Origin of the sequence: Haloterrigena sp. KLK7, assembly GCF_037914945.1 — an archaeon.
Lineage (GTDB): Archaea > Halobacteriota > Halobacteria > Halobacteriales > Natrialbaceae > Haloterrigena > Haloterrigena salinisoli.
The window spans coordinates 3156533-3177158 of sequence record NZ_CP149787.1 but is presented as its reverse complement, the minus strand read 5'-3'; the positions used below and the strand labels follow the sequence as shown (position 1 = coordinate 3177158).

Annotated in this window: 21 protein-coding genes and 1 tRNA gene; 8 read left to right on the top strand and 14 right to left on the bottom strand. The window is 66.7% G+C overall.

All coding sequences use genetic code 11. The annotated features are described in order from the left end of the window. Nucleotides 1-59: 59 nt before the first annotated feature. From trpG to trpD, 4 genes are read right to left on the bottom strand one after another with little or no spacing between them, the layout of a single operon-like run. The gene (trpG, locus tag WD430_RS15730; RefSeq protein ID WP_339103368.1) at nt 60-704 is read right to left on the bottom strand and encodes an anthranilate synthase component II; all 645 of its coding nucleotides are present in this window, start codon (nt 702-704) and stop codon (nt 60-62) included. Continuing rightward, nucleotides 701-2395: an anthranilate synthase component I gene (trpE, locus tag WD430_RS15725; RefSeq protein ID WP_339103367.1), complete on the bottom strand. Its 1695-nt coding sequence runs from the start codon at nt 2393-2395 to the stop codon at nt 701-703. The genes trpG and trpE overlap by 4 nt, the downstream gene beginning before the upstream one ends. Beyond that, nucleotides 2388-3059: a phosphoribosylanthranilate isomerase gene (locus tag WD430_RS15720; RefSeq protein ID WP_339103366.1), complete on the bottom strand. Its 672-nt coding sequence runs from the start codon at nt 3057-3059 to the stop codon at nt 2388-2390. The genes trpE and WD430_RS15720 overlap by 8 nt, the downstream gene beginning before the upstream one ends. Further along, the gene (trpD, locus tag WD430_RS15715) at nt 3056-4072 is read right to left on the bottom strand and encodes an anthranilate phosphoribosyltransferase (protein ID WP_339103364.1); all 1017 of its coding nucleotides are present in this window, start codon (nt 4070-4072) and stop codon (nt 3056-3058) included. Before trpD ends, WD430_RS15720 begins: the two co-directional genes overlap by 4 nt. A gap of 183 nt (nt 4073-4255) precedes the next feature. Between trpD and WD430_RS15710 the strand changes: the two genes are divergently transcribed. The 4 genes from WD430_RS15710 (at nt 4256) to WD430_RS15695 (ending at nt 6456) form a co-directional block, all read left to right on the top strand. Beyond that, nucleotides 4256-4330 (top strand) — tRNA-Val (locus tag WD430_RS15710). Between the two features lie 356 nt (nt 4331-4686). Continuing rightward, the gene (locus WD430_RS15705; RefSeq protein WP_339103363.1) at nt 4687-5496 is read left to right on the top strand and encodes a MarR family transcriptional regulator; all 810 of its coding nucleotides are present in this window, start codon (nt 4687-4689) and stop codon (nt 5494-5496) included. A gap of 177 nt (nt 5497-5673) precedes the next feature. Then, a complete protein-coding gene (locus tag WD430_RS15700) occupies nt 5674-5886 on the top strand; it encodes a hypothetical protein (RefSeq protein WP_339103362.1) in 213 nt (70 codons plus the stop codon). Between the two features lie 30 nt (nt 5887-5916). Continuing rightward, on the top strand, nt 5917-6456 hold the full coding sequence (locus WD430_RS15695; protein ID WP_339103361.1) for a hypothetical protein: 540 nt from the start codon (nt 5917-5919) through the stop codon (nt 6454-6456). Between the two features lie 40 nt (nt 6457-6496). On the opposite strand, the gene WD430_RS15690 is transcribed toward WD430_RS15695, so the two are convergent. The 3 genes from WD430_RS15690 to WD430_RS15680 all read right to left on the bottom strand — a co-directional run bounded on the left by WD430_RS15690 (nt 6497) and on the right by WD430_RS15680 (nt 7894). Further along, nucleotides 6497-6784, bottom strand: coding sequence for a hypothetical protein (locus WD430_RS15690; protein ID WP_339103360.1), 288 nt, complete (start codon nt 6782-6784; stop codon nt 6497-6499). Between the two features lie 46 nt (nt 6785-6830). Beyond that, nucleotides 6831-7163 (bottom strand): HalOD1 output domain-containing protein, encoded by a 333-nt coding sequence (locus tag WD430_RS15685; RefSeq protein WP_339103359.1) that lies wholly within the window; start codon nt 7161-7163, stop codon nt 6831-6833. An 80-nt stretch (nt 7164-7243) separates the two neighbouring features. Then, nucleotides 7244-7894 carry a helix-turn-helix domain-containing protein gene (locus WD430_RS15680; RefSeq protein ID WP_339103358.1) on the bottom strand — a complete coding sequence of 217 codons (651 nt, stop codon included), beginning with the start codon at nt 7892-7894 and terminating at the stop codon, nt 7244-7246. A gap of 148 nt (nt 7895-8042) precedes the next feature. On the opposite strand from WD430_RS15680, the gene WD430_RS15675 reads away from it, so the two are divergent. Beyond that, a complete protein-coding gene (locus WD430_RS15675) occupies nt 8043-9071 on the top strand; it encodes a hypothetical protein (RefSeq protein ID WP_339103357.1) in 1029 nt (342 codons plus the stop codon). A 106-nt stretch (nt 9072-9177) separates the two neighbouring features. Here the strand turns inward: WD430_RS15675 and WD430_RS15670 are convergent, their stop codons facing one another. Next, nucleotides 9178-10596, bottom strand: a complete 1419-nt coding sequence (locus WD430_RS15670) for an FAD-binding oxidoreductase (protein WP_339103356.1) — start codon at nt 10594-10596, stop codon at nt 9178-9180. 199 nt (nt 10597-10795) lie between these two features. Between WD430_RS15670 and WD430_RS15665 the strand changes: the two genes are divergently transcribed. Further along, complete coding sequence (locus WD430_RS15665; RefSeq protein WP_339103355.1) at nt 10796-11704, top strand: AEC family transporter; 909 nt, start codon at nt 10796-10798, stop codon at nt 11702-11704. Nucleotides 11705-11820: 116 nt separating this feature from the next. On the opposite strand, the gene WD430_RS15660 is transcribed toward WD430_RS15665, so the two are convergent. From WD430_RS15660 to WD430_RS15645, 4 genes are all read right to left on the bottom strand, one after another. Next, the gene (locus WD430_RS15660; RefSeq protein ID WP_339103354.1) at nt 11821-12786 is read right to left on the bottom strand and encodes a hypothetical protein; all 966 of its coding nucleotides are present in this window, start codon (nt 12784-12786) and stop codon (nt 11821-11823) included. 84 nt (nt 12787-12870) lie between these two features. Then, on the bottom strand, nt 12871-13653 hold the full coding sequence (locus WD430_RS15655; RefSeq protein WP_339103353.1) for a YihY/virulence factor BrkB family protein: 783 nt from the start codon (nt 13651-13653) through the stop codon (nt 12871-12873). Nucleotides 13654-13758: 105 nt separating this feature from the next. Further along, nucleotides 13759-14526: a CAP domain-containing protein gene (locus WD430_RS15650; protein WP_339103352.1), complete on the bottom strand. Its 768-nt coding sequence runs from the start codon at nt 14524-14526 to the stop codon at nt 13759-13761. 204 nt (nt 14527-14730) lie between these two features. Continuing rightward, nucleotides 14731-15063: a lycopene cyclase domain-containing protein gene (locus WD430_RS15645; RefSeq protein WP_339103351.1), complete on the bottom strand. Its 333-nt coding sequence runs from the start codon at nt 15061-15063 to the stop codon at nt 14731-14733. 104 nt (nt 15064-15167) lie between these two features. On the opposite strand from WD430_RS15645, the gene WD430_RS15640 reads away from it, so the two are divergent. Beyond that, a complete protein-coding gene (locus WD430_RS15640; RefSeq protein ID WP_339103350.1) occupies nt 15168-16325 on the top strand; it encodes a CBS domain-containing protein in 1158 nt (385 codons plus the stop codon). A 72-nt stretch (nt 16326-16397) separates the two neighbouring features. Here WD430_RS15640 and radB read toward each other — a convergent pair whose 3' ends face one another. After that, nucleotides 16398-17105 carry a DNA repair and recombination protein RadB gene (gene radB, locus WD430_RS15635; RefSeq protein ID WP_339103349.1) on the bottom strand — a complete coding sequence of 236 codons (708 nt, stop codon included), beginning with the start codon at nt 17103-17105 and terminating at the stop codon, nt 16398-16400. 483 nt (nt 17106-17588) lie between these two features. Between radB and WD430_RS15630 the strand changes: the two genes are divergently transcribed. Next, complete coding sequence (locus tag WD430_RS15630) at nt 17589-18431, top strand: hypothetical protein (RefSeq protein WP_339103348.1); 843 nt, start codon at nt 17589-17591, stop codon at nt 18429-18431. A 145-nt stretch (nt 18432-18576) separates the two neighbouring features. Here WD430_RS15630 and WD430_RS15625 read toward each other — a convergent pair whose 3' ends face one another. Next, nucleotides 18577-20022, bottom strand: a complete 1446-nt coding sequence (locus WD430_RS15625) for a hypothetical protein (protein WP_339103347.1) — start codon at nt 20020-20022, stop codon at nt 18577-18579. Nucleotides 20023-20626: the final 604 nt, after the last annotated feature.

Here is a 20626-nt window from a genome sequence, read left to right as displayed (position 1 = left end):
CGAAAAGGTATCGGAGACCCGCTCGAGGGTTCGCGTCGCCTCTCTCGCGGACTCGTCTCTCAGTCTTCGATCGACTCGAGGAAGTTCTCGATCACGTCGTGGCCGACGGCCGTGAGCACGCTCTCCGGGTGAAACTGGACGGCCTCGATCGGGCGCTCGCGGTGGCGGATTCCCATGACGAGCGTCTCCCCATCGTGTTCTGCCGTCGCGGTCACCGCGAAACAGTCCGGCACCTCGGTCGCGATCAGCGAGTGATACCGGCCGGCGCGGAGTCCCTGTTCGAGGCCCGCGAAGACCCCCTCGCCGTCGTGGTCGACGGCTGAGGCCTTGCCGTGGATCGGCGCCGGCGCCCGGCCGACGCTCCCGCCGTACTCGTAGACGGCCGCCTCGAGACCGAGACAGACGCCGAGCGTCGGCACCTCCGGACTGACCTCGCGGAGGACGTCCATCGTGACGCCGACGTCGCGGTCGTTCTTCGGGTGGCCCGGCCCCGGGCTGATGATGATCGCGTCGGGGTCGACCGCGCGAACGTCCGCGAGCGAGGCGGTGTTCTTCACCACTTCGGTTTCGGTGCCCTCGTGCTGGCTGACGTACTCGACTAAGTTGTACGTGAAGGAGTCGTAGTTGTCGACGAACAGCACCGTCAGCGGCTCCGCGTCCGTCTCCGCGTCGCCGACGTCTCGGTTCTCGCTCGCGGTGCTCATCGGCCTACCTCCGGCGAGGACTCGAGTTCGTCGTCGGCCGGCTCCCCGTCCGCGCTGTCGGCCAGAGCCGCGTCCGTCCCAGGGTCCTCGATCTCCTCGAGGGCGGCGAGGACGCCGCCCATCTTCTTCTCGGTCTCCTCGTACTCGGCGGTCGGATCGCTGTCGGCGACCAGGCCGGCGCCGGCGCGGACGGTGATCCGATCCCGGTTTCCTTCGTCCTCTACGGTGGCGGTCCGGATCACGATCGCGAAGTCCGCGTCGCCACACCACGAGTAGTAGCCGACGCCGCCGCCGTACAGTCCCCGCGGCTCGGCCTCGAGGTCGTCGATGATCTCCATCGCTCGGATCTTCGGCGCGCCGGAGAGGGTGCCGGCGGGGAACGCGGCCCGCGTCGCGTCGAACGCGTCCGCGTCGCTCGCGAGGTCGCCCGTCACCGTCGACTCGATGTGCTGGACGTGGCTGTACTTGAGCACGTTCATGAACTCGTCGACGCGGACCGAGCCGGCCTCGGCGACGCGGCGCACGTCGTTTCGCGCCAGATCGACCAGCATCGTGTGTTCGGCCCGCTCCTTCTCGTCGGCCAGCATCTCGCCGGCCAGCCGGCGATCCTCGACGGGGCTCGAGCCCCGGTCGCAGGTGCCGGCGATCGGATTGGACATGATCTCGCGTCCGCGAACCGAGACCAGCGTCTCGGGACTGGCGCCGACGACGGTCAGGTCGTCGTGCTCGAGCAGGTACATGTACGGCGACGGGTTGACGTCGCGCATCGCCTCGTAGAAGCCGAGGGGGTCGACGTCGCCGTACAGCTCGCGAGTCCGCGAGACGACGCCCTGGTAGATGTCGCCGTCGAGGACGTGTTCCTTGGCCCGGCGGACGCTCTCTTCGTACTCGGCTTTCGGCCCGACGACCTCGTCTTCGCGGACGAACCCGCCGGTCTCCGGCGTCGACGCGGCCCGCAGCGTCGCCGCGACGGCCTCGGCCTCCTCGAGCAAGGCGTCGTAGACCGCGTCGGGGTCGTCGTCGCCCTCGATGACCGGCGTGCAGTCCAGCGAGACCGTCCCGTCGCGTTCGTCGAACGCGAGCGTCTTCGTCGTCAGGACGAACTGCGCGTCCGGGAACCGCGAGTCGGGGCGCTCGCAGCCGACCTCCTCGAGCCAGAGGTCGTAGACCGCGTCGTAGGCGAGGAAACCGACCAGCCCGCCGGTCAGGTGCTGGCGGTCGTGCTCGGGGGCGTTCGCGAACCGGACGTCCGGCATCGCGGCCCGGAGCGCGTCGACGGCGTCGCCCTCGGGATCGGTCTCGATCAGGCCCAGCGGCGCGTCGTCCGTGAGCCGCTCGACCGCCGTCTCGTCGGGCTCGACCGTGACGACGGCGTCGGGATCGTAGCCGACGTAGGAGTAGCGGGCGTGGCGATCCGCGTCCGCCGAACTCGGCCGGAAGGCGCCGTCGGGGTCGCTCGAGGCGGTCTTCTCGGCGCTCTCGAGGAGGAAGGCGTACGGCGATCGTTCCCGATCGCTCGAGGCCGAACGGCCGGTGAGGGCGGCGTAGGCCTCGAGGGGCGTCGTCTCCACGTCGAGGGTCGCGACGGCGCGGACGACGGCCGGACGGTCCTCGCCCGCGTGCTCGCGGAAGGTCTCCCGGTCGACGTCGAGCGTCGGCGATACGTCGGGTTCGGTGTCAGAGTCACTCATGGTTGGGCTCGGGGTACGGCTCCGCCGTCCGTCGGGCGTTCTTGGCTCGGTCGACGAACGATCTGACGGCGTCGGGGTCCTTGACGCCGCCCTCGGCCTCGACGCCGCTGGCGACGTCGACCGCGAACGGGTCGACCGTTCGGACCGCGTCCGCGACGTTGTCGGGCGTGAGTCCGCCCGCGAGGATCAGCGGCGATTCGAGGTCCACGGTCGCCACCCGCGTCTGGTCCCAGTCGTGGGTCTCGCCGGTACCGCCGCCGCCGTCCGCGGCCGGCGTGTCGACGAGGAGGCCGTCGACCACGTCGTCGTAGGTCTCCGCTCGGACCGCGTCGTCGGCGTCGACGGCGAGCAGGAGCTTCGCGTCGACGTTCGCGCGCAGGTACGCCAGATCGCCGAGTCGAATGCTCCCGTGGAACTGAATCGCGTCGGGTTCGATCTCGTCGGCGAGTTCGATCGCCCGCTCGGGACCGGACGGCATCGTCACGAGGACGGTCGTCACGAACGGCGGCGCGGCGTCGACGAGTTCGCGGGCGCGCTCGACCGCGACCTCCCGTGGGGTGTCGACGGAGACGTCGCAGATGATACCGAGCGCGTCGGCGCCCGCGTCGACGGCCGTCTCGAGGTCGTCCTCGTTCGTCAGGCCGCAGATCTTCACCCGCGTCATCGTCCCGCGGGTTCGGCGACGTCGCCCCGGAGCTGCTCGAGTTTGGTCCCGGCGTCGCCGGACTCGATCGCCTCGCGGGCGGCGTCGGCGCCGGCCTCGAGCGAGTCGGCCTCGCCCGCGACGTAGATCGCGGCGCCGGCGTTCGCGAGGATGACGTCCCGTTTCGCGCCCGTGACGTCGCCCGCGACGATGCCGCGCATGTCGGCCGCGTTCTCCTCGGGCGAGCCGCCCGAGATGTCCGCGATGTCGTGTTCCTCGAGGCCGAGATCGGCCGGCTCGAGGGTGTACTCCTCGACCGACTCGCCGTCGACTTCGGCGGCGACGGTCTCGCCGTGGACGGCGATCTCGTCCGTCCCCGCGCCGTGGACGACCAGCGCGCGCTCGACGTCCATCCGCGAGAGGGCGTCCGCGAGGACGGGCACGAGGTCGGGATCGTAGACGCCGACGACCTGTGCGTCGGCGCCGGCGGGGTTCGTCAGCGGGCCGAGCACGTTGAAGATCGTCCGCATGCCCAGCTCCTTGCGCGGGCCGATGACGGCCTTCATCGCGGGGTGGAAGACGGGCGCGAGCATGAAGCCGATGCCGTCGCGCTCGATGGCGTCCTCGACCGCGGGGGGCTCGGCCTCGACGTCGACGCCGACCTCCTCGAGGACGTCCGCGCTGCCCGAGGACGACGAGACGGAGTAGTTGCCGTGTTTCGCGACCGGGACGCCGGCGCCCGCGGCGACGATCGCGCTGGTCGTCGAGACGTTGATCGTGTCGTAGTCGTCCCCGCCGGTGCCGCAGGTGTCGACCAGCGGCTCGCGGTCCGGCGTGATCGTTCTGGCCGCGTCGCGCATCCCTTCCGCGAAGCCGGCGATCTCGGCTTCCGTCTCGCCCTTGGCGCGCAGGGCCGCCAGCAGCGCACCGATCTGTGCCTCCGTCGCGCCCTCGAAGACGGCCGTCGAGGCCGCTCGAGCGTCTTCCTGTGTGAGATCCTCGCCCTCGGTCACCCGTTCGACGTACTCCTGCATAGTGAACACCAATGTACGTAGTTGTCTTGTAATGCTCAAATGAGTACATCGACTTAAGCGTGTCGGAGGCCGTCGTGCGGTGGAGTCGCGTACGGCGTCCGATTCGAAACCTTCAATTACGGTGGCCAGCAACGATTGAGTGCAGGCGAGGTGGCGACGGACGCCACGCAAGCGAAACCAGGCGGGTTGGTGGTCTAGTCTGGTTATGACACCTCCTTGACATGGAGGAGGCCGGCAGTTCAAATCTGCCCCAACCCATTTCTGACGGAACAACAACCGACGAGCGGAGCGTGACGACACTGTCACGCGACGCGAGTCATTCAGCTCCGTCGGAAATTGTTTCGGGAGATTTGAACCAGGCGAGTCGCAGCGCCCGAACGGAGGAGAGCGACCGTCTCGGCGTGGTTCAAATCCGCCCTAACCCACTATTTCTGTCGAGGATTCTCTATCTAATCGCCTCGCACGTCCAGACATCCTCGAGCAGACGGCCCTCACGGTGCGATTCTCGGTGTACAAGTCCGAAGCGCGATGACAACGCGAGACGGTAGCTGAACCGGAGACGGTACGAAACGCCGCACTGGAACAGCTATTACGTCCGCATGCGTAGGATTACCATGCCAAACAGTACTACGAGCGAACCGCTCGAGGAGATCGAGTTCCTCGCGCGGTCGGAACACCGCGTGACCGTCCTCGAGGCGCTGGCCGAGCGGCCGACGAGTCGGGCCGAACTCCTGGCGGCGACCGGGGCATCGTCGTCCACGATCGGACGGACGCTGCGCGCGTTCGACGAACGCAACTGGATCAGGAGGAACGGCAACCGGTACGAAGCGACGCAGTTGGGTGCGTTCGTCGCGGCCGGACTGCGGGACCTGCTCGAGCGCCTCGAGACCGAGCGGACGCTCCGCGACAGCTGGCAGTTGCTCCCGGAAGAGACCGACGGGTTCACCGTCGAAATGGCCAGCCGCGCGGTCGTGACGGTCGCCGAGCCCGACGCGCCGTACCGCCCGGTGAACCGGTTCGCGGCGCTGCTCCGGCGGACGAGCCGATTCCGGTTCGTCGGCACCGACGTCGCCCTGCTCGAGCCCTGCAGAGACGAGCTTCGGCAGTCGATCGTCGACGGCATGGAGACGGAGATCATCGATCCGCCGACCGTCGCCGGCTACATCCTCTCGAACTACCGGACGCACTGTTCCGCGCCCCTCGAGAGCGGCAACCTCTCTGTCAGCGTGCACGACGACGTGCCGCCCTACGGCGTCGGTCTCTTCGACGATCGGATCGCCGTCAGTTGCTACGACCCGGACAGCGGGATGGTTCGGCTGTTGATCGATACCGACGTGCCGGAGGCACGCGAGTGGGCGGAATCACTGTTCGAGTCCTACCGACGCGATGCGCGTCCGCTCGCGCTCGAAACGGCCGTCGGGTAGTCGACGTCGCGGCGACGAGCTCGACCACGACGGCGAACCGCGGGGCGGCCGGATCGCCGGCTTGCAGCCGGCGACTGCCGTGCATCGTCTGCACGGACGGCGCCCGCCGCACGGAAACCACTAGGTGCCTACATATCTCCGTCCGGCGTACCCTCTCTCGAGGAGGCGATCCAAGCCATGACAGACACTCAGCGAACGGACGAGCCGATGACGGCCGTAGAAGTAGCGTGCGATACCGAAGTATCGGGCTGTGTCTTCCGCATGCGGACCGAGGAGGACGACAGGGACCGGCTGCTGGAGATCACGCGTGACCACGTCCGCGAACAGCACGAGAAAGAGTACTCCCTCGAGGAGATCGACGACCGGCACGTGACCGAAGTCGAGGTCTGAACCGGCACGGACCTCCCCACCGATCCGACTATGAGCACAGACCAAGCACCTGTCGACCACTACGAGAGCGACTACGAACTCGAGCGCGGCGTACGAACCGGATCGCTCCTGATGGCCCTCGCCGGCGTTTCGTTCGTCGGCTACGGCGTCGCGTTCCTCGCCAGGACGTTCTTCGGCACCGGCTTCGAACTCGGCGTCGCGAGCCTCAACGGGATCTCCCCGGCGGACCTGAACGCGATCGATCCGGCGATCATGCATTACATCAACCACCTGCACGTCGCGACCGCGGCGTTCATCATCGCCACCGGGATCGCTATCACGGCACTGGCGTGGTACGGCGTTCGCGCCGGCCTGCTGTGGGCGTGGGCGACGGCGGTCGTCGCCGCCGTGATCGGTCTGGCGATCGCGCTGCCGATGCACTACATGGATCTCTTCGCGCACGACTGGCTGACGCACCTCGGCCCCATCTACCTCGCGACGATCGCGTTCGTGGCGGGCGCCGTCCTCGCGTTCCGGGGGCTGCGAGCCGACCCTCGGCCGCCGGACCCCGGCACGGATACCGGGGTCTAACTGCCCGCTTCGAATTTTCGGATACCGTCGTTGGAATTCGTTAGAAAGCGGACTGCACGGCCACGAACTGCTCTCCTCTCCGCACTTCGTCCTCGAGTCGATCGAACCGAACGAGCCCGGCGGCCGCCAACTCGGGAAGGACCACGTGATGAAACTCGTACACGAGCGTGACGTATTCCTCACAGGAGAGAACCTCATCGTCGCGAAGAATCGGCGTCGCGTCCAGCGGCTCGTCGTCGACGAGGGCAGCGATCACCCGCCGAGGTTGCTCTCGAAGCGCGGTCTCGAGGCGCTCGTTCCGTTCGATCTCCCGACTACGCGTCTCCATACGTTTTCCTCGTCTCGAGACTCGTTTCGCGACACATCGCTACGGTCTAGGCCGCCTCCATCGGACTGACCTCGATCGTGCCCCCGTCGAACACCGTCACGTCGAACCCCTCGTACCGGAACGAAACGCGCTGCCTGCTGGTGGTCGACTTCGAAAACAGGGCCTCGAGCGCGCTCGAATCGATCGCCGAATGAAGCGGTGGCAGGTCGAAGGGATCCCGGTGAGCGGCGGCCGCGACCACGGCGACGACTGCCAGACTCGCCGAATCGCGGTCGCTGTCGAACGCCGCTCGGAAGCGTTCCGAGTCGACATCGACCTCGACGAACGGCATCGAGTCGATGATCTCGACGGGGCCGAGCGTCTCTTGAGAGAATGTCATCACGTGAAGAAACGCGCTCGAACGGGTTGTCACTGGATTTTGCCCACGCAATACGTTCTTAAATAGGGTTTACGACCCCGTCACTCCTGAGACGTTATCAGTGTGCTCGCGACGAGCCGCCGAATACCGCGTTGCAACCGCGACGAAACCGCCTGATGGCTGATATCGAGTTCCTCGGCGAGATCGGCCTGCGTGGCGGCGCGCGGCGAGTCGAAGTAGCCTCGGGAGTACGCCAGTATCAGCGCCGTTTGCTGGCCGTCGGTCAGATCGTACCGCCGGTCCGAGTCGATCGGCGAGAGCGCGTGCAGCTGGGTGAGCTGGATCGGAATGCCGTTCTCCAGACAGTACGACTGAAATTCGGAGACCGACTGCTGGTCGCTACTTCTGACCTCGAACGTCCAGTTCTCGGCCGTTCCGATCCCCGAGAGGAGGGTGACCTCGGTTTCGACGATCGCGGTGAGAACGCTCTCGTGGTCGAGATTCCAGTCGATACGGACGAACAGCTGTTCGTCCAGTTCGTCGATTACGGTCACGTCGTCGACCCCCTCGTCCCCGGTCAGATCGAGCGTGAGGTCGTCGATGCGCTCCGCGTAAATCCAGAAGTAGGGGATAACGGCATCGCTCGTCGGGACGACGCGGTCCAGTTCGACGGTGGCGTCGGGTAGTTGCTCGAAGACCGTGTTCAGGGGAAACTCGGGTTGATCGACGGTGAATGACGCCTCTATCGCCATAGGTTACGTTGGAGACGAACCGTTGTGAACGATCGGTTTGCGCTCGTTCTCGATCTACGTGACGATTGACGACTCTCTCGAGTTGCAGTGTCGCTCGAGGTCGAGTTCAGGCTCAACCGCTTTTCGTCCGGCGACGGAACGGGCCCGTATGGACGGTCCGTTCTCGAGGGACACGCTCCGCGGGCGAACCGGCGAAAACCCCGTCGCGCACTGGTTCCTGCTCGATGCGAATCGGTGGGCGCTGGCGGGACTGCTGTCCGCCGTGGCGTTCGCCGCGTTCGTCGTTCTCGGGGCGCTGTCGCTCCCGCTCCGGGAGATGATGGACAGCGGCACGCCCATCGATACGACGTTTCAGGCGCTGATCGCTGCGGTTCTCACCGGCGTGACGCTCGTCGTCTCGATCAATCAGCTCGTGCTCTCACAGGAGCTCGGCCGGCTCGGCGACCAGCAGACGTGGATGAACGAGGCGATGGCCTACCGACACGACGTCGAGGAACTGTTCGGAACGGTCGGCCCGCCCGATCCCGCACAGTTCCTGCAGGCGCTCGTGCGGACCAGCAGCGACCGAGCCGAAGCGCTCCGCGACGCCGTCGCCGACACCGACGACGAGACCCTGCGCCAGCGGACCGATCGACTGGTCGAGAACGTCTGCCGGAACTCCGACGAGATCGAGTCCCAGCTCGAGACGTCCCAGTTCGGGGAGTTCGGCGTCCTTCGATCGGGACTGAACTACAACTACTCCTGGAAGATCTACGCGGTCCGCCGGCTGCGCGACGAGCACGGGGACAGCCTCGACGACGACCAACTGGCGGCGTTCGACGAGTTGATCGACAGTCTGACGCTGTTCGGCCCGGCCCTCGAGCACTTCAAGTCGCTGTACTTCCAGTGGGAGCTCGTCCACCTCACGCGATCGATGATCTACTCCGGCCTGCCGGGCGTCGTCGCCGCCACGGCGACGGTGCTGTATCTCGATCCCGAACTGGTTCGCGGCGCGATCCTCGGTGTCGATGCCATGGTGTGGCTCGTGGGTGCCAGCGCGACGATCACCCTCGTTCCCTTCTTCCTGCTGGCGACCTACGTCCTCCGAATCGCGACGATTTCGAAGCGAACCGGCTCGCTCGGGCCGTTCATCCTCCGCCACGCGGAACGGACGGAAGCGATCGACTGGGACGAATGAGTTCCGGGCGGGGAGAGCGGGACGCTCCGGGTGTGGCTCCCGTCGCTCGCGGAGCGGGCCGGGCGGGTCTGGCCGATCGGCGGACGCGAAAGACGTACTCGGTCGATCAGTCGTCCGCCGGCGTCACGTTCACGTTCCGATCGAGCGCGTTCGACTCGTCGTACCGCGCCTTAATTTCGGCGAGGCGATCGACGTTGTCGCCGTAGACGCGCTCGGTGACGTCCTCGTCGGTCCGCGGATCCGCGCCCGTAAAGCCGCCGTAGGCGCCGTAGCCACCGAGACTTCGGAACAGATCGTCGCCGTCGCGGGCCCACTCGAGGTTCGCGTCGTCGTCGCCCTCGTCCCAGTTCGCCTCGACCGTGAGCATGTACGCCGCGTCGCGGTGGGGGTACGCGGTCGCGTCGGACTCGACGTCGCCGATCGCGCCGCCCAGCTGCCAGACGCCGACGCCGGCCAGCGGCGACGCCGCCTCGTCCGCGTGGTCGACGATCGCGTCGATCAGTTCCTCGGAGAGGTCGTCGACGTAGCACGAGCGGTGGCAGTAGTTGCGCCCCTCGGGGAACATCATCGTCCCGAGCTCGTGGAGCTGGCGGTAGGGCATGGGCTCGCTCATGTCGAGCAGCGGCTCGGAGATCTCGCGGAACGGCTGCAGGGCGTCCATCCCCGCCTCGGGGTCCCCGGCGTAACAGCCCAGGATCGCCACGGCGTCCTCGCCGACGAGGTCGTCCGGCATCGGCGGGAGGTCCGGGACGTGCCCCTTCAGGGCGAGCGTCGTCACCTCCTCGGGGGCGTCGCCCGCGAGTTCGTCGTACGCTGCGAGGACGGTCGCCGCTTCGTCGCCGGGGTAGAACACGCCGAGGCCGCCGACGATGGGGCCGACCTCGTACAGGTCGAACTCGAAGTTCGTGACGACGCCGAAGTTCCCGCCGCCGCCGCGGACGGCCCAGAAGAGGTCCTCGTTGCGCTCGGGACTCGCGTGAACGAGTTCGCCCTCGGGCGTGACGAGGTCGACCGAGCGGAGCGCGTCGATGGCGAGCCCGTGTTTGCGCCGCATCCAGCCGATTCCGCCGCCGAGCGTGGAGCCCGGAACACCGACGTCGCCCGCGCTCCCGGTCGGCGTCGCGAGCCCGTGATGCTGGGTCTCCTGTAGCACGTCGCGGGCGCGACAGCCGGGGCCGACCTGTGCGATCTTCCGCCGCGGATCGACGCGGACGGTATCCATCTCGGCCAGATCGAGGACGACCCCTTCGTCGACCGTCGAACTGCCGGTCTGGTGGTGACCGCCGCCGCGAACCGAAAACGGCAGGTCGTGCTCGGCGGCGAAGGCAAGTCCCTTGGCGACGTCGGCGGCGCCGTTACACCGGACGATCAGCGTCGGATACCGATCGACGAGACCGTTCCAGACGGCTCGAGTCTCGTCGTAGGATTCGTCGTCCGGCGTGACGAGCCCTCCCCGAAGTGAGCTCTCGAGTTCGGTAATCGTGCCACTATCCAATCCAGAAGTGGGCGTTTGTTCTGCTCCCATCCCGGGAGGTGTGTTCCTGCCAATATTCTATAACTATTTCTGAGAGTAACGTCAGAGTACACATTAGTATTTATATGTTTAGCGGTCGGATCGCCACTCGCGTTCTCGTCGTCCGATCGCTCGACTCGAGCAATGCGAGACCGTCCCACTGTCGTCACTAACCGAACGGTAGAAAAGCCCGAGTCGACTCGAGGCTCGTATGGAACTGTTCGTCCGGTTGTCCGGTCTGCTGGTCGTCCTCCTGCTCGGGGCGGGACTCCGCACGACCGGCCTGCTCGACGCCCGCCGGACGGCGCGGTTGAACGCGGTCGCCTACTACGTCGCCCTGCCGGCGCTGATCTTCGTCTCGACGTACGATCGGGCGATCGGCGAGTTGCTGTCGCTGACGCTGCTGGGTGGGTTGCTGTTCGTGCTGTTCGCGACGGTCGGGCTGGCGTGGCTCGTCCACCGCGACCGGGCGTCGATGGGTCGGCGGAGCGTGGCGGTCGTCCAGTCGTACCACTCGAACCTCGGCTATCTCGGCCTGCCGCTGGTCGCGGCGACGTTCGACGCCGAGGTGACCGCGACCGCGAGCGTCGTTCTGGGCGTCGTCACGCTGACGCAGTTGCCCCTCTCGGTCCTCCTGCTCTCGACGCTCAACGGGGCCGACGCCGCGATCGGCGACGAACTGCGCGGGCTGGCGAAAAACCCCGTCCTGGGGTCGCTGATCGCCGGACTCGCCGTCGGCTCGCTGGGGATCACGCTTCCCGGTCCGGCCGCGACCGGCCTCGACCTCCTCGGTTCGGTCGCCCTTCCGCTGGCCCTCCTCTGTGTCGGCGCGTCGCTCGAGGTGGACCTCCCGTCGATCGACGTCGGCGCCACCACGGCTGTCATCGGGTTGAAAATCGTCTGTATGCCCGCGCTCGCGTGGGCCGTCTTCTCGGTGCTCGCCGTCGACGCCGCGACGTTCACCGCGGCGGTCGTGATGCTGGGGACGCCGACGGCCGTCTCGACGTTCGTCTTCGCGGCCGAACTCGGCGGCGACGAGGAGTTCGCGTCGCTGAACGTCTTCGCGACGACGCTGGTCTCGATGCTGACGCTGTTCGTGCTGATCTCGCTGGTCAGCTAGGGCGGTCCTCGACGAGACGCGACCGAATAGCCACCCTCCGTACTCGAGAGCGCCTGCAAAACCGAAACGGGAGCACCTGCAGAACGGACTCGAGAGACCGCTGCGATCGCTGACCGTTAGCCGCCGAAGAACCGTTTGATCCGACCGAACAACCCGGGTGACTCGTTCCCGTCGTCGCCGTCATCGTCGCTCGAGTCCTCGTCGGCCCCGACGGAACCCGCGAGCGGGCCGGCGTCGTCGGGAACGGCGGGTGCTCCGTCGCTTCCGCCCGTAGACGCCGTTGCTGCCTGGGTTTCTTCCAGGTCGTCCATCGAGAGTTCGATCTCGTCGACCTCGGGCGTGGACTCGCGGCCCTCGCCCGCTTCGGCGGCCCGGACGTCCGCCCCGGTGACGGCGCCGTCTTCGATGCGGGCGGCCAGTTCCTCGAGGGAGGCGTCGTCGTCGATCGCGAGATCGTCGGCTGTGGGATCGTCGCTCTCGGTCTCGTCGAGTGACGTCGCGGCGTCCTCGAGTGACGTCGCGGCGGATCCGATTGACGACTCGCCGGCACCGTTCGCGGGACCGGTCGCGCTTGCGGCGTCGGTCGCGTTCGCGGCCTCGGTTGTTTCGGCAGAGGCGACCGTTCCGGTCGCCTCGCTCTCGGCCGTCGATTCCGCCGCGTCGACGTCGGTCCCGTCGGCCGCTCGCTCGTCGGTCGCCGGAATCTCGTCCTCGTCGAACGCGGTCGTGACGTCACCGTCCGTCTCGATCGGTCCGTCCGCCGACGATGGCGCGGCGTCGTCCGCTTCGGCCGTCCCGCCGTCCGGTTCGTCCGCCGTCGACGTGGCGTCGTCCGTTTCGGCTCCGTTCGATGCCACCGCGGGCTCGTTCCCGTCCGTCGCGTCCTCGTCCGCGTCCGCCGACCCGGATTTCGTCGCGTCGAGCGAGTCGAGGATGTCGTCGACGCTCTGGTCGGAGACGACCCGCTGGGGGCCGCCGCTCGGCTCGAGACTCCCGCTCGAGGCGCCGGCGTCGTCGGCCGACTCGCTCGAGTCGGGCGCCGAATCGGCCGCGGAGGGTTGGTTCGAAGACTGGTCGCTCATTGTGAATGTCTGGCCGTGCCGAGACCATAATCTTTCCCCCCTGCCGTCGACACGGCGGCCGGATTCGGCGCCCCGACCGCGTCGTCACTCGGCCAGCGGCGGCTCCGAGAGGACGACGTTCAACACCGCGCCGAAGAGGATGAGCATGCCGGCGAAGTAGAGCCAGGTGACGAACAGCAGGACGGCGCCGACGGCGCCGTAGGCCTGGTACTGACCGGCGTTTGCCGCGTACAGCTGGAAGCCGGCCTGGAGGACCGTCCAGCCGACCGCGGCGACGGCGGCGCCGGGGAGCACGTCCTCGACCGCGACGGGAATCGGCGGCAACACGTAGTAGATCGGCAGGAACACGAGGACGAGCCCGATCAGCAGCGTCAGCCAGCTCAGGAGGCCGGCGAAGGGGAGGACCTCGGCGGCGAAGCCGACGATCGTCCCGATCACGACCATCAGCGCCATCGCGCCCGCGCCCGCGACGATTACGACGAGGCCGTCCCGGAGCTGGTCGATCAGCGACTCCTCGGCGACCTCGTCGTAGACCTTGTCGAAGGCGAGGCTGAGCCCGCGAAAGACCTTCAACGCGCCCCAGGCGGCGATGGCGAGCGCGACGATCGTCGCCTGCGCGCGGCCGGATTCGGTCGTCAGCGCGTCGGTGACCAGCTCCTCGCCCGCCGCCGGGAGGAAGTCGCCGGCGACCACGATCAACCGCTCGGCGGCGTCCTCGCCGCCGAGCAGCGATCCGACGACGAGCGCGAGCAATACCAGCGGAATCAGCGAGACGAACGCGTAGTAGGCGAAGGCGGCCGCGAGAAAGGAGATGTCGCGATCGCTCGCCGTTCGATAAACTGCGGTGAGCGTCTCTCGAGCGTCCATACCGGGACGAGAACGGCCACCGGTAAATGGCTATCAATATATCGCAGTTTCAGCACTGCTGTTCGGTTATCCGGATTACATATCCTGTTCACCGCTCGAGGCGGGTCACCGCTCGACACAGAAGTTGTGCGACGCGTAGACCGCGCCGTCGTCGGCGATGTAGACGCCGACGCCGCCGCGGTCCCAGTGGGGGGTCCCCTGCTCGAGGATCGCCCGCCGGTGGTCGGTGGAGTTCATCCACTGGTTGACGAGCCCCTCCGCGAGGCCCTCCGCGGTCCGGTAACGGACGGTCTCACCGGTAGCGGAGTTCTCGACGGGGCGGTCGACCCACGTCAGGGCGATGTTCTCGCCGTAGCCCCGACAGTAGTTGTCGACGTCCCGAAACCGATCCATCGGCGCCTCGTCCTCGGGATTGACGTGCGCGAAGTACTCTCGCTGGGCCATGTCGTAGCTGTGCGCGCGGCCGACGGAGGCGATCGTCCCGTCCCACTTGAGGGGCTCGAGGCCGTGTTCGGCCCGCCGGTCGTTGACCTTCGCGTGGACGAAGTCCTCGACGGTCACCGAGTCGACCGTCTCGACGTCGGTCTCGTAGCTCGAGTTGCCCGGGTCGTCCGGATCGGTGACGTCGGGGTTGCGCTCGCCCGCCGGCGGCGGGTCCGAACTCGGCGTGACGTCGCTGCCGATACCGCCGGGCCCCTCCAAATCGCCCGTGTCGATGCCCTCGAGGACCGCCGGGGCCATGACGGCGGTTCCGAGAGCGAGGGCACCAATCAGGGCGACGGCGACGAGCAGGCGGAACAGCGATCGCAGAACGGCCCTGTCGCCGGACTCGTCGAGATCGAGGTCGGTAGTCGATCGGGACCGGGGACACATCGTCCGAACCAACCAGATCACGAGATAAGTGCTCCTTGACCGGTTGCAGTCGTTGATACCTTCCTTAACACGTGACTGTAACTGTTACGGTACTGTTCGCTTCGTCGCTACGTCTCGAGGAACGCGATCATACGCCTCGAGGAACGCGCTCATCGACGTCGAATCGAAACGGGCCCTGACCGAGATTCGGCCGCGCGGATTTCGCTAGCTCTGGCCAGATACCTCGGTCTCGGCCCGTCGCTCGCCGAAGATCGTCTCGTGGATACCGATCACGAGACCGGGGACGACCGCCATGAACAGGTGTTCCTCGAGCGGGATGCCGGCGATATCGATGCCGGTCCGGAGTTTGATGTCGAAGACGCCGACGGCGAGGGTGTAGCGGTCCCAGAGGTAGGCGATCGGATACAGCGCGAGGATCGTGACGCCGGCTTTCCGGAGCGCGTTCGCCCGCCGGAGGAGGACGGCGGCGACGGCCCCCCAGAACAGTTCCGTCGCGAGGTAGGTGTATCGACCGAAGACGCTGATATCGGGCACCATACGGGCGGTACAACGACGGGTCCCAAAACGGTCACCCCTGCGCCCACCCGGCTAAAACGTGCGGTATGTTCAAAAGCCCGGCGGCAGTATATTCCCCCAGAAGGATGAATATCGCTGATATCGCCACCACGGAGTTCATCGAAGTCGACGTCGGGACGCGAATGGGGAAAGTCCGTTCCATGTTCGAGGACGGCAACCCCAAGGGAATTATCGTCACTGACGACGGGGCGTACGAGGGCGTCATCAGCGAGCGGGAGGTCCTCCAGTCCCACGTCGAGGACGACGCCAAGGTGGCGGCGCTCATGAAACCCAGTCGGAACGCGCCGGCCCCGCAGGTCGACCGCAACGAGGACGTCCGGGAGACGGCCCGCGTGCTGGTCGAGAGCAACGCGAAGGTCGCTCCGGTCTTCGAGAACGACGACCTCTGGGGCGTCATCACCGACGACGCCATCCTCGAGGCGGTCCTCGAGAACCTCGATACGCTCACCGTCGAGGACATCTACACGGCCGATCCGGTCACCCTCGTGGAGGACGACGGGATCGGGCGCGCGATTAACCAGCTGCGCGAGCACGGCATCTCCCGCCTGCCCGTGCTCAACGAGAACGGCTACCTCTCGGGGGTCGTGACGACCCACGACATCGCCGACTTCGTCATCCGCGAGAACCACACGACGACGACCGGCGACCGGGTCGGCGACACCCAGCGTCTGCTCGACGTCCCGGTCTACGACATCATGAACAGTCCCGTCGAGACGACCACGCTGGACACGACCGCTCAGGAGGCCGTCGAGACCATGCTCGAGAAGGACTACGCGGGACTGATCGTCACCCCCGAGGACGACGACCGCGTCGTCATCGGCGTCATCACCAAGACGGACGTCCTGCGCGCGCTGACGTTCACCGAGGAGCAGCGTATGGACGTCCAGATCACCAACATCTCGATGCTCGATACGATTACCCGAGAGGGAATCGTCGAGAACATCGAGGACGTCGTCGACAAGTACCAGGACATGCAGGTCCAGCACGCCCACGTCCGGTTCAAGGAACACCAGGAGAAGCTCCGCGGAACGCCGCTGGTCCACTGCCAGATTCGCCTGCGGACCAACAAGGGCCAGATCGCCGGCACCGGCGAGGGGTACGGTTCCGAGAACGCCTTCCGCGTCGCCATCGACAAACTCGAGCGCAACGTCCTGGAGGTCAAGGGCGTCACCAGCGACGAGGAGTACCGGGGCCAGCTGCTGCGCAAACTGAACGAACTGTAGCGCGAACGCCGTCTCTTCGTTTTCGCACGTCGTTCCGGTCTCGACCTCGGCCTCGGTCTCGGCCGACCGGTCTCAGGGACGTACCGACTCGTCGCCGCCCTCGAGTCCCCGGTCCGTGATCCGGAACTGGGCCGATTCGCCGGCCGGCTTCGAGCGATGCTTCTCGAGCGTCGCCCGCCGGTTCCCGCCGCGAAAGCGCTCGAGGCGGAGGACGACGCCGGTCCAGTGTTCTAACGTGTTTCCACCGAGCGCGCGCGTGCGGTCGGCGTCGGGATCGGCGAAGACCTGATTCGTCAGGACGACCGCGAGGTCGTGTTTGCGCGCAAGCGAGAGGAGATGCGTCACCTGCCGGGCGACGCTGCGCAGCGCCTCGCCGCCGTCGCTCTCGCCGGTTCGCTCTAAGCGGTAGAAGCCGGTCGCGCTGTCGAGGACGATCAGGTCCGCGCGTTCGGCGAACTCCTCGGTGTCCCGGACGGCCTCGGACTGTTCCTCGAAGTCGAGGGCGTCCTCGATGACGATCCGCGAGGCGACGGCCTCGACGTCCTCGTCGTCGACCCGGGCCGAGAGCAGTTGCTGGAAGCGGTCGACCGAGACGCCCTCGGTGTCGACGTAGACCGCGGTCCCGCCGGCGACGGCCGTTTCCACGGCCGCCGACAGCGCGAGGTTGGTCTTCCCCGCCGCGGGCGGGCCGTACACCTGCGTGACGGTTCCGCGTTCGAACCCCCCGCCGAGTAACTCGTCGACCGGACCACAGCCGGTCGGAATCGCCTCGTCGTTCACGGTTCGAGTTGGCAGGTTACCCGCAAAAAGCCCCCGGAACGGGCCGGTGAGCGATCGCGGACGGTCGACCGCCCTCGAGCGAACGTGAGACGGTCCCGATCGCCGAGTCGCGACGGAGGACCGAACGGACGCTTCGGCGGGACCGATACCCGTTCGCTATCGGACGCGAGAGCGCTCGCGAGAAGACGATTAATCGTTCAGCCGGCCGGGTGAACGACCGATGCCAGTGGTTCCAACGCGACCACAGTTAGGACAGTTATAGTACGTTTCGGGCCCTCGATGTGCCGTTTCGCTCCGCTTGATTTCGGCGGATCCGCAGAAAGGACAGTAGCTAATCTCGCTGACGGTCATCTGTAGTGGAAAATCACCGAGTCGGGATATATACGTTGAGACGATATCGAGCGATGAGCCGCGGACGGGCGCGTCGAACGACGCGTGAGCGGTTGCTGTACGTTTATTCCTCCGGAAGATGAACCTCGAGCCGTGATCGTCGTCGCCACAGCAGACTTCGAGGTGTACCACGGCGTCGTCAACGAACTCCGGGACCGGGGGACCCAGTTCACGACCGTCGAGCCCGACGAGGAACTCCCGGAACAGACGACAGTGGTCGTCACCGGCGCCGACCACGCCGACGACTTCGAGACCGTGACGACCGTCGTCGCCGATCCGGACCATCCCCGACGCGCCGTCGACCAAGCCCTGACCGCGGTCCGGGGAAACGGCGGTCGGACCGTCATCGGCGTCGACCCGGGTCGGAAACCCGGCGTCGCCGTCCTCGCGGGGGAGATGGTCGTCGCCGCCTTTCAGGTGCCCCTGTCCGACGCCGTCGACGTGATCCAGCGCGAGGCCGACGAGGCCACCGCGCCGGTCGTCCGGATCGGCGACGGCTCCCGCCTCGAGAGCGCGAAACTCGTCAACGACCTCGAGGACGTGACGGTCGAACTCGTCGACGAGACGGGGACGACGCCCTACCTGGGCACCGGCTCGCGCGGGATGGGCGACGTGCTCGCGGCGGTCAATATCGCCCGCCTCGAGGGCGAGGTCGTCGACTCGCGGGACATCGAGCCGACCGCCGGCGAGCTACAGGTGATCAAGGACCGCTCGCGCGAGCAGAGCGAGGAGAACCGAGCGATCGACGAGGTGCTGGCTCGACGTGTCGCCGCCGGCGAACTGACGATCGACGAAGCGCTCTCGGAACACCGCACCGACGACGGTGACACCAGTACCGACGACGGCGACACCAGTACCGGCGACACCAGTACCAACGACACCAGTACCGGCGACGCGACGGCACAGCGGTCGGATTCGGACGCCGATCGCGAGTAACAGGTACGAAACCGTTTCTCGGCGGTCGATACCGTCTCGGTCGCTGACTCAGTGACTCGGCGCGCTCATCGGAGACGACCGTCTCGAGGCACTGGGTCGGTGACGCGGACGTCGAAGAGAAAAAGCGATCGATCGGGAATCGCCGTTACGGCGCGATCCAGACGTTCGTCGCGGCGACGGCGGCCATCTGGACGTTCTCGTTCTCCTGCATGCTCACCTGCGTCGCGGCGGCGCTTCCGTCGTCTTCGGCGACGGCGATCGCCGAGTGCTGCTCGTTGACGTTCTGCTGGGTCACGAACTGCGTCTGCTCGAGCGCGGCCGTCGCGTCCTGCGTGACCTCGCTCGTCTGGTTGGCGCTGGTGTCGTAGTCGTAGGACACGCCCGGCGCGTTCTCGACGTCGTCACCGCCGACGGTGACGGTCGTACTCGTGGTCTGCGATGCCGAGTCGTAGTTGAATCCCGGCGACGCGTACACGTTGAGCGCAGCGGCGGAGCCGATCTGGGCGTTGTAGTTCTGCTGAGAGGCCATCTGGACGGCCTCGGCCTCGCTGTCGTTGATCGCGACGGCCACCGCCGTGTTCTGCAGGTTGACGTTGAGCTGCTCGACGGCCTGCTCCTGATCGACGCTGGTGGTCGCGGACTGCGAGTCGCCCTTGTCCTTCTTGCCCTCGTGGGGCGTTTTCGTGTCGACGACGCTGCTGTCGCCGGCGGACGCGATGTTCATGTCACCCATCGACGCGATCAGGTTCGCGGCGTTCGTGGAGCCGACCTGTTCGTTGAGGTTGGTCTGATCGGTGACCTGAATCGCGGTCGCGGTGCTGTTCTCGCCGACGGCGATGGCGACGGCGGCGCCCTGTTCGTTGATGTTCCGCTGTTCGACGGCCTGCTCCTGCGTGAGCCAGGCGTTCGCGTTCTGCTCGGCGTACTCGCCCTCTCCGATGTAGACGTTCGTCGCGTTGGCCGCGCCCTCCTGACGGTTCTCGTTGTACTGGTCGGTCTGCTGGAGGGCGGTCGCGGTGCTGTTCTCGGCAGCGAAGGCGATGGCCGTGCTCTGTTCGTTGTAGTTCCCCTGGGCGACGGCCTGCGTCTGGGTCACGCTGGCCTCGGCCGACTGCGTGATCGTCTCCTTCTCACCGCTCTCGTCGGTGACGCCCCAGCCCTCGAACTGCTGGCCGTCGCCGTTGCCCATGATCAGGGTGACGTTCCCGACGTCCTCGAACTGCGTCGTCTGACTACTGACGGCGTCGTTCTTGGACGAGGCGTCGCCGGTCTGGGCGTTGGCGTTGATCTGGTTGGCCTCCTGAATGGCGGTCGCCTCGCCGCCGTCGATCGAGATCGACACCGCCTCGCCCTGCTCGTTGATGTTTACCTGACTGACGTTCTGGTGCTGGATGACCTCGGTGTTGCTCTCTTGGTCGATCTCCAGCTCGTCGGACGCGTGCGCCTCGATGTACTCCTCGAGGCTCATCCCGTCGAGATCGGCGCCGAAGACCAGATAGAGGTCTTCACCGTCCTCGAGGGCGTGGACCGTGTCCGCGTCCGCGTCGTCGGTTCCACCGGCCATCGCGGCGGGCGCGCCGGCGGCCAGCATCGATATGGAAACGATACAGGCCATCAATACTGTCGTATATCGTGATCGTCTCTCGTTTTCGTCTATCATGTTGACTCTGATTTTCGCTCTTGATTTTGTTTTGTGCCGAACGATTCGACGCGAACGGTCCTTTCTGGATGATAGACTTTGTTATCGACAGGTTGGAATACGTATCAGTCGGCCTACTAACTGGAACTCGCTCTCTACTCTGGGAAACTACCCTCTACCACCGCCTGACGACCGGCTCATACGGCCGATTACGTACCGCCGCCGTCCGGCGGTGTCGCCGGATCGACGCGCGAAATACCGCTGCAGTCGGGATTCGTTCGAAATTCGCCCCTTTGAGACCCTCTTTCGACAACGAAATCCGAGACTACTGGCGATATTATTGTTCGAATGACTGTTCCACGACCGAAAGGAGATCCAGCGCGCAGGAAGTGACAGTGAATGTGACGGGCCGCTATCGATCGCGAGGAGACTCCGATTCGGGCGACGGCCGCGATCGGAACGGCTCGCCGGCTGCTGTGGGTGCGATCGAGGCCCCTCCCGACGCGATGCAGTCCGACGCTCGCCCGGACGGCCCGAGAACAGGACGGCGACGATC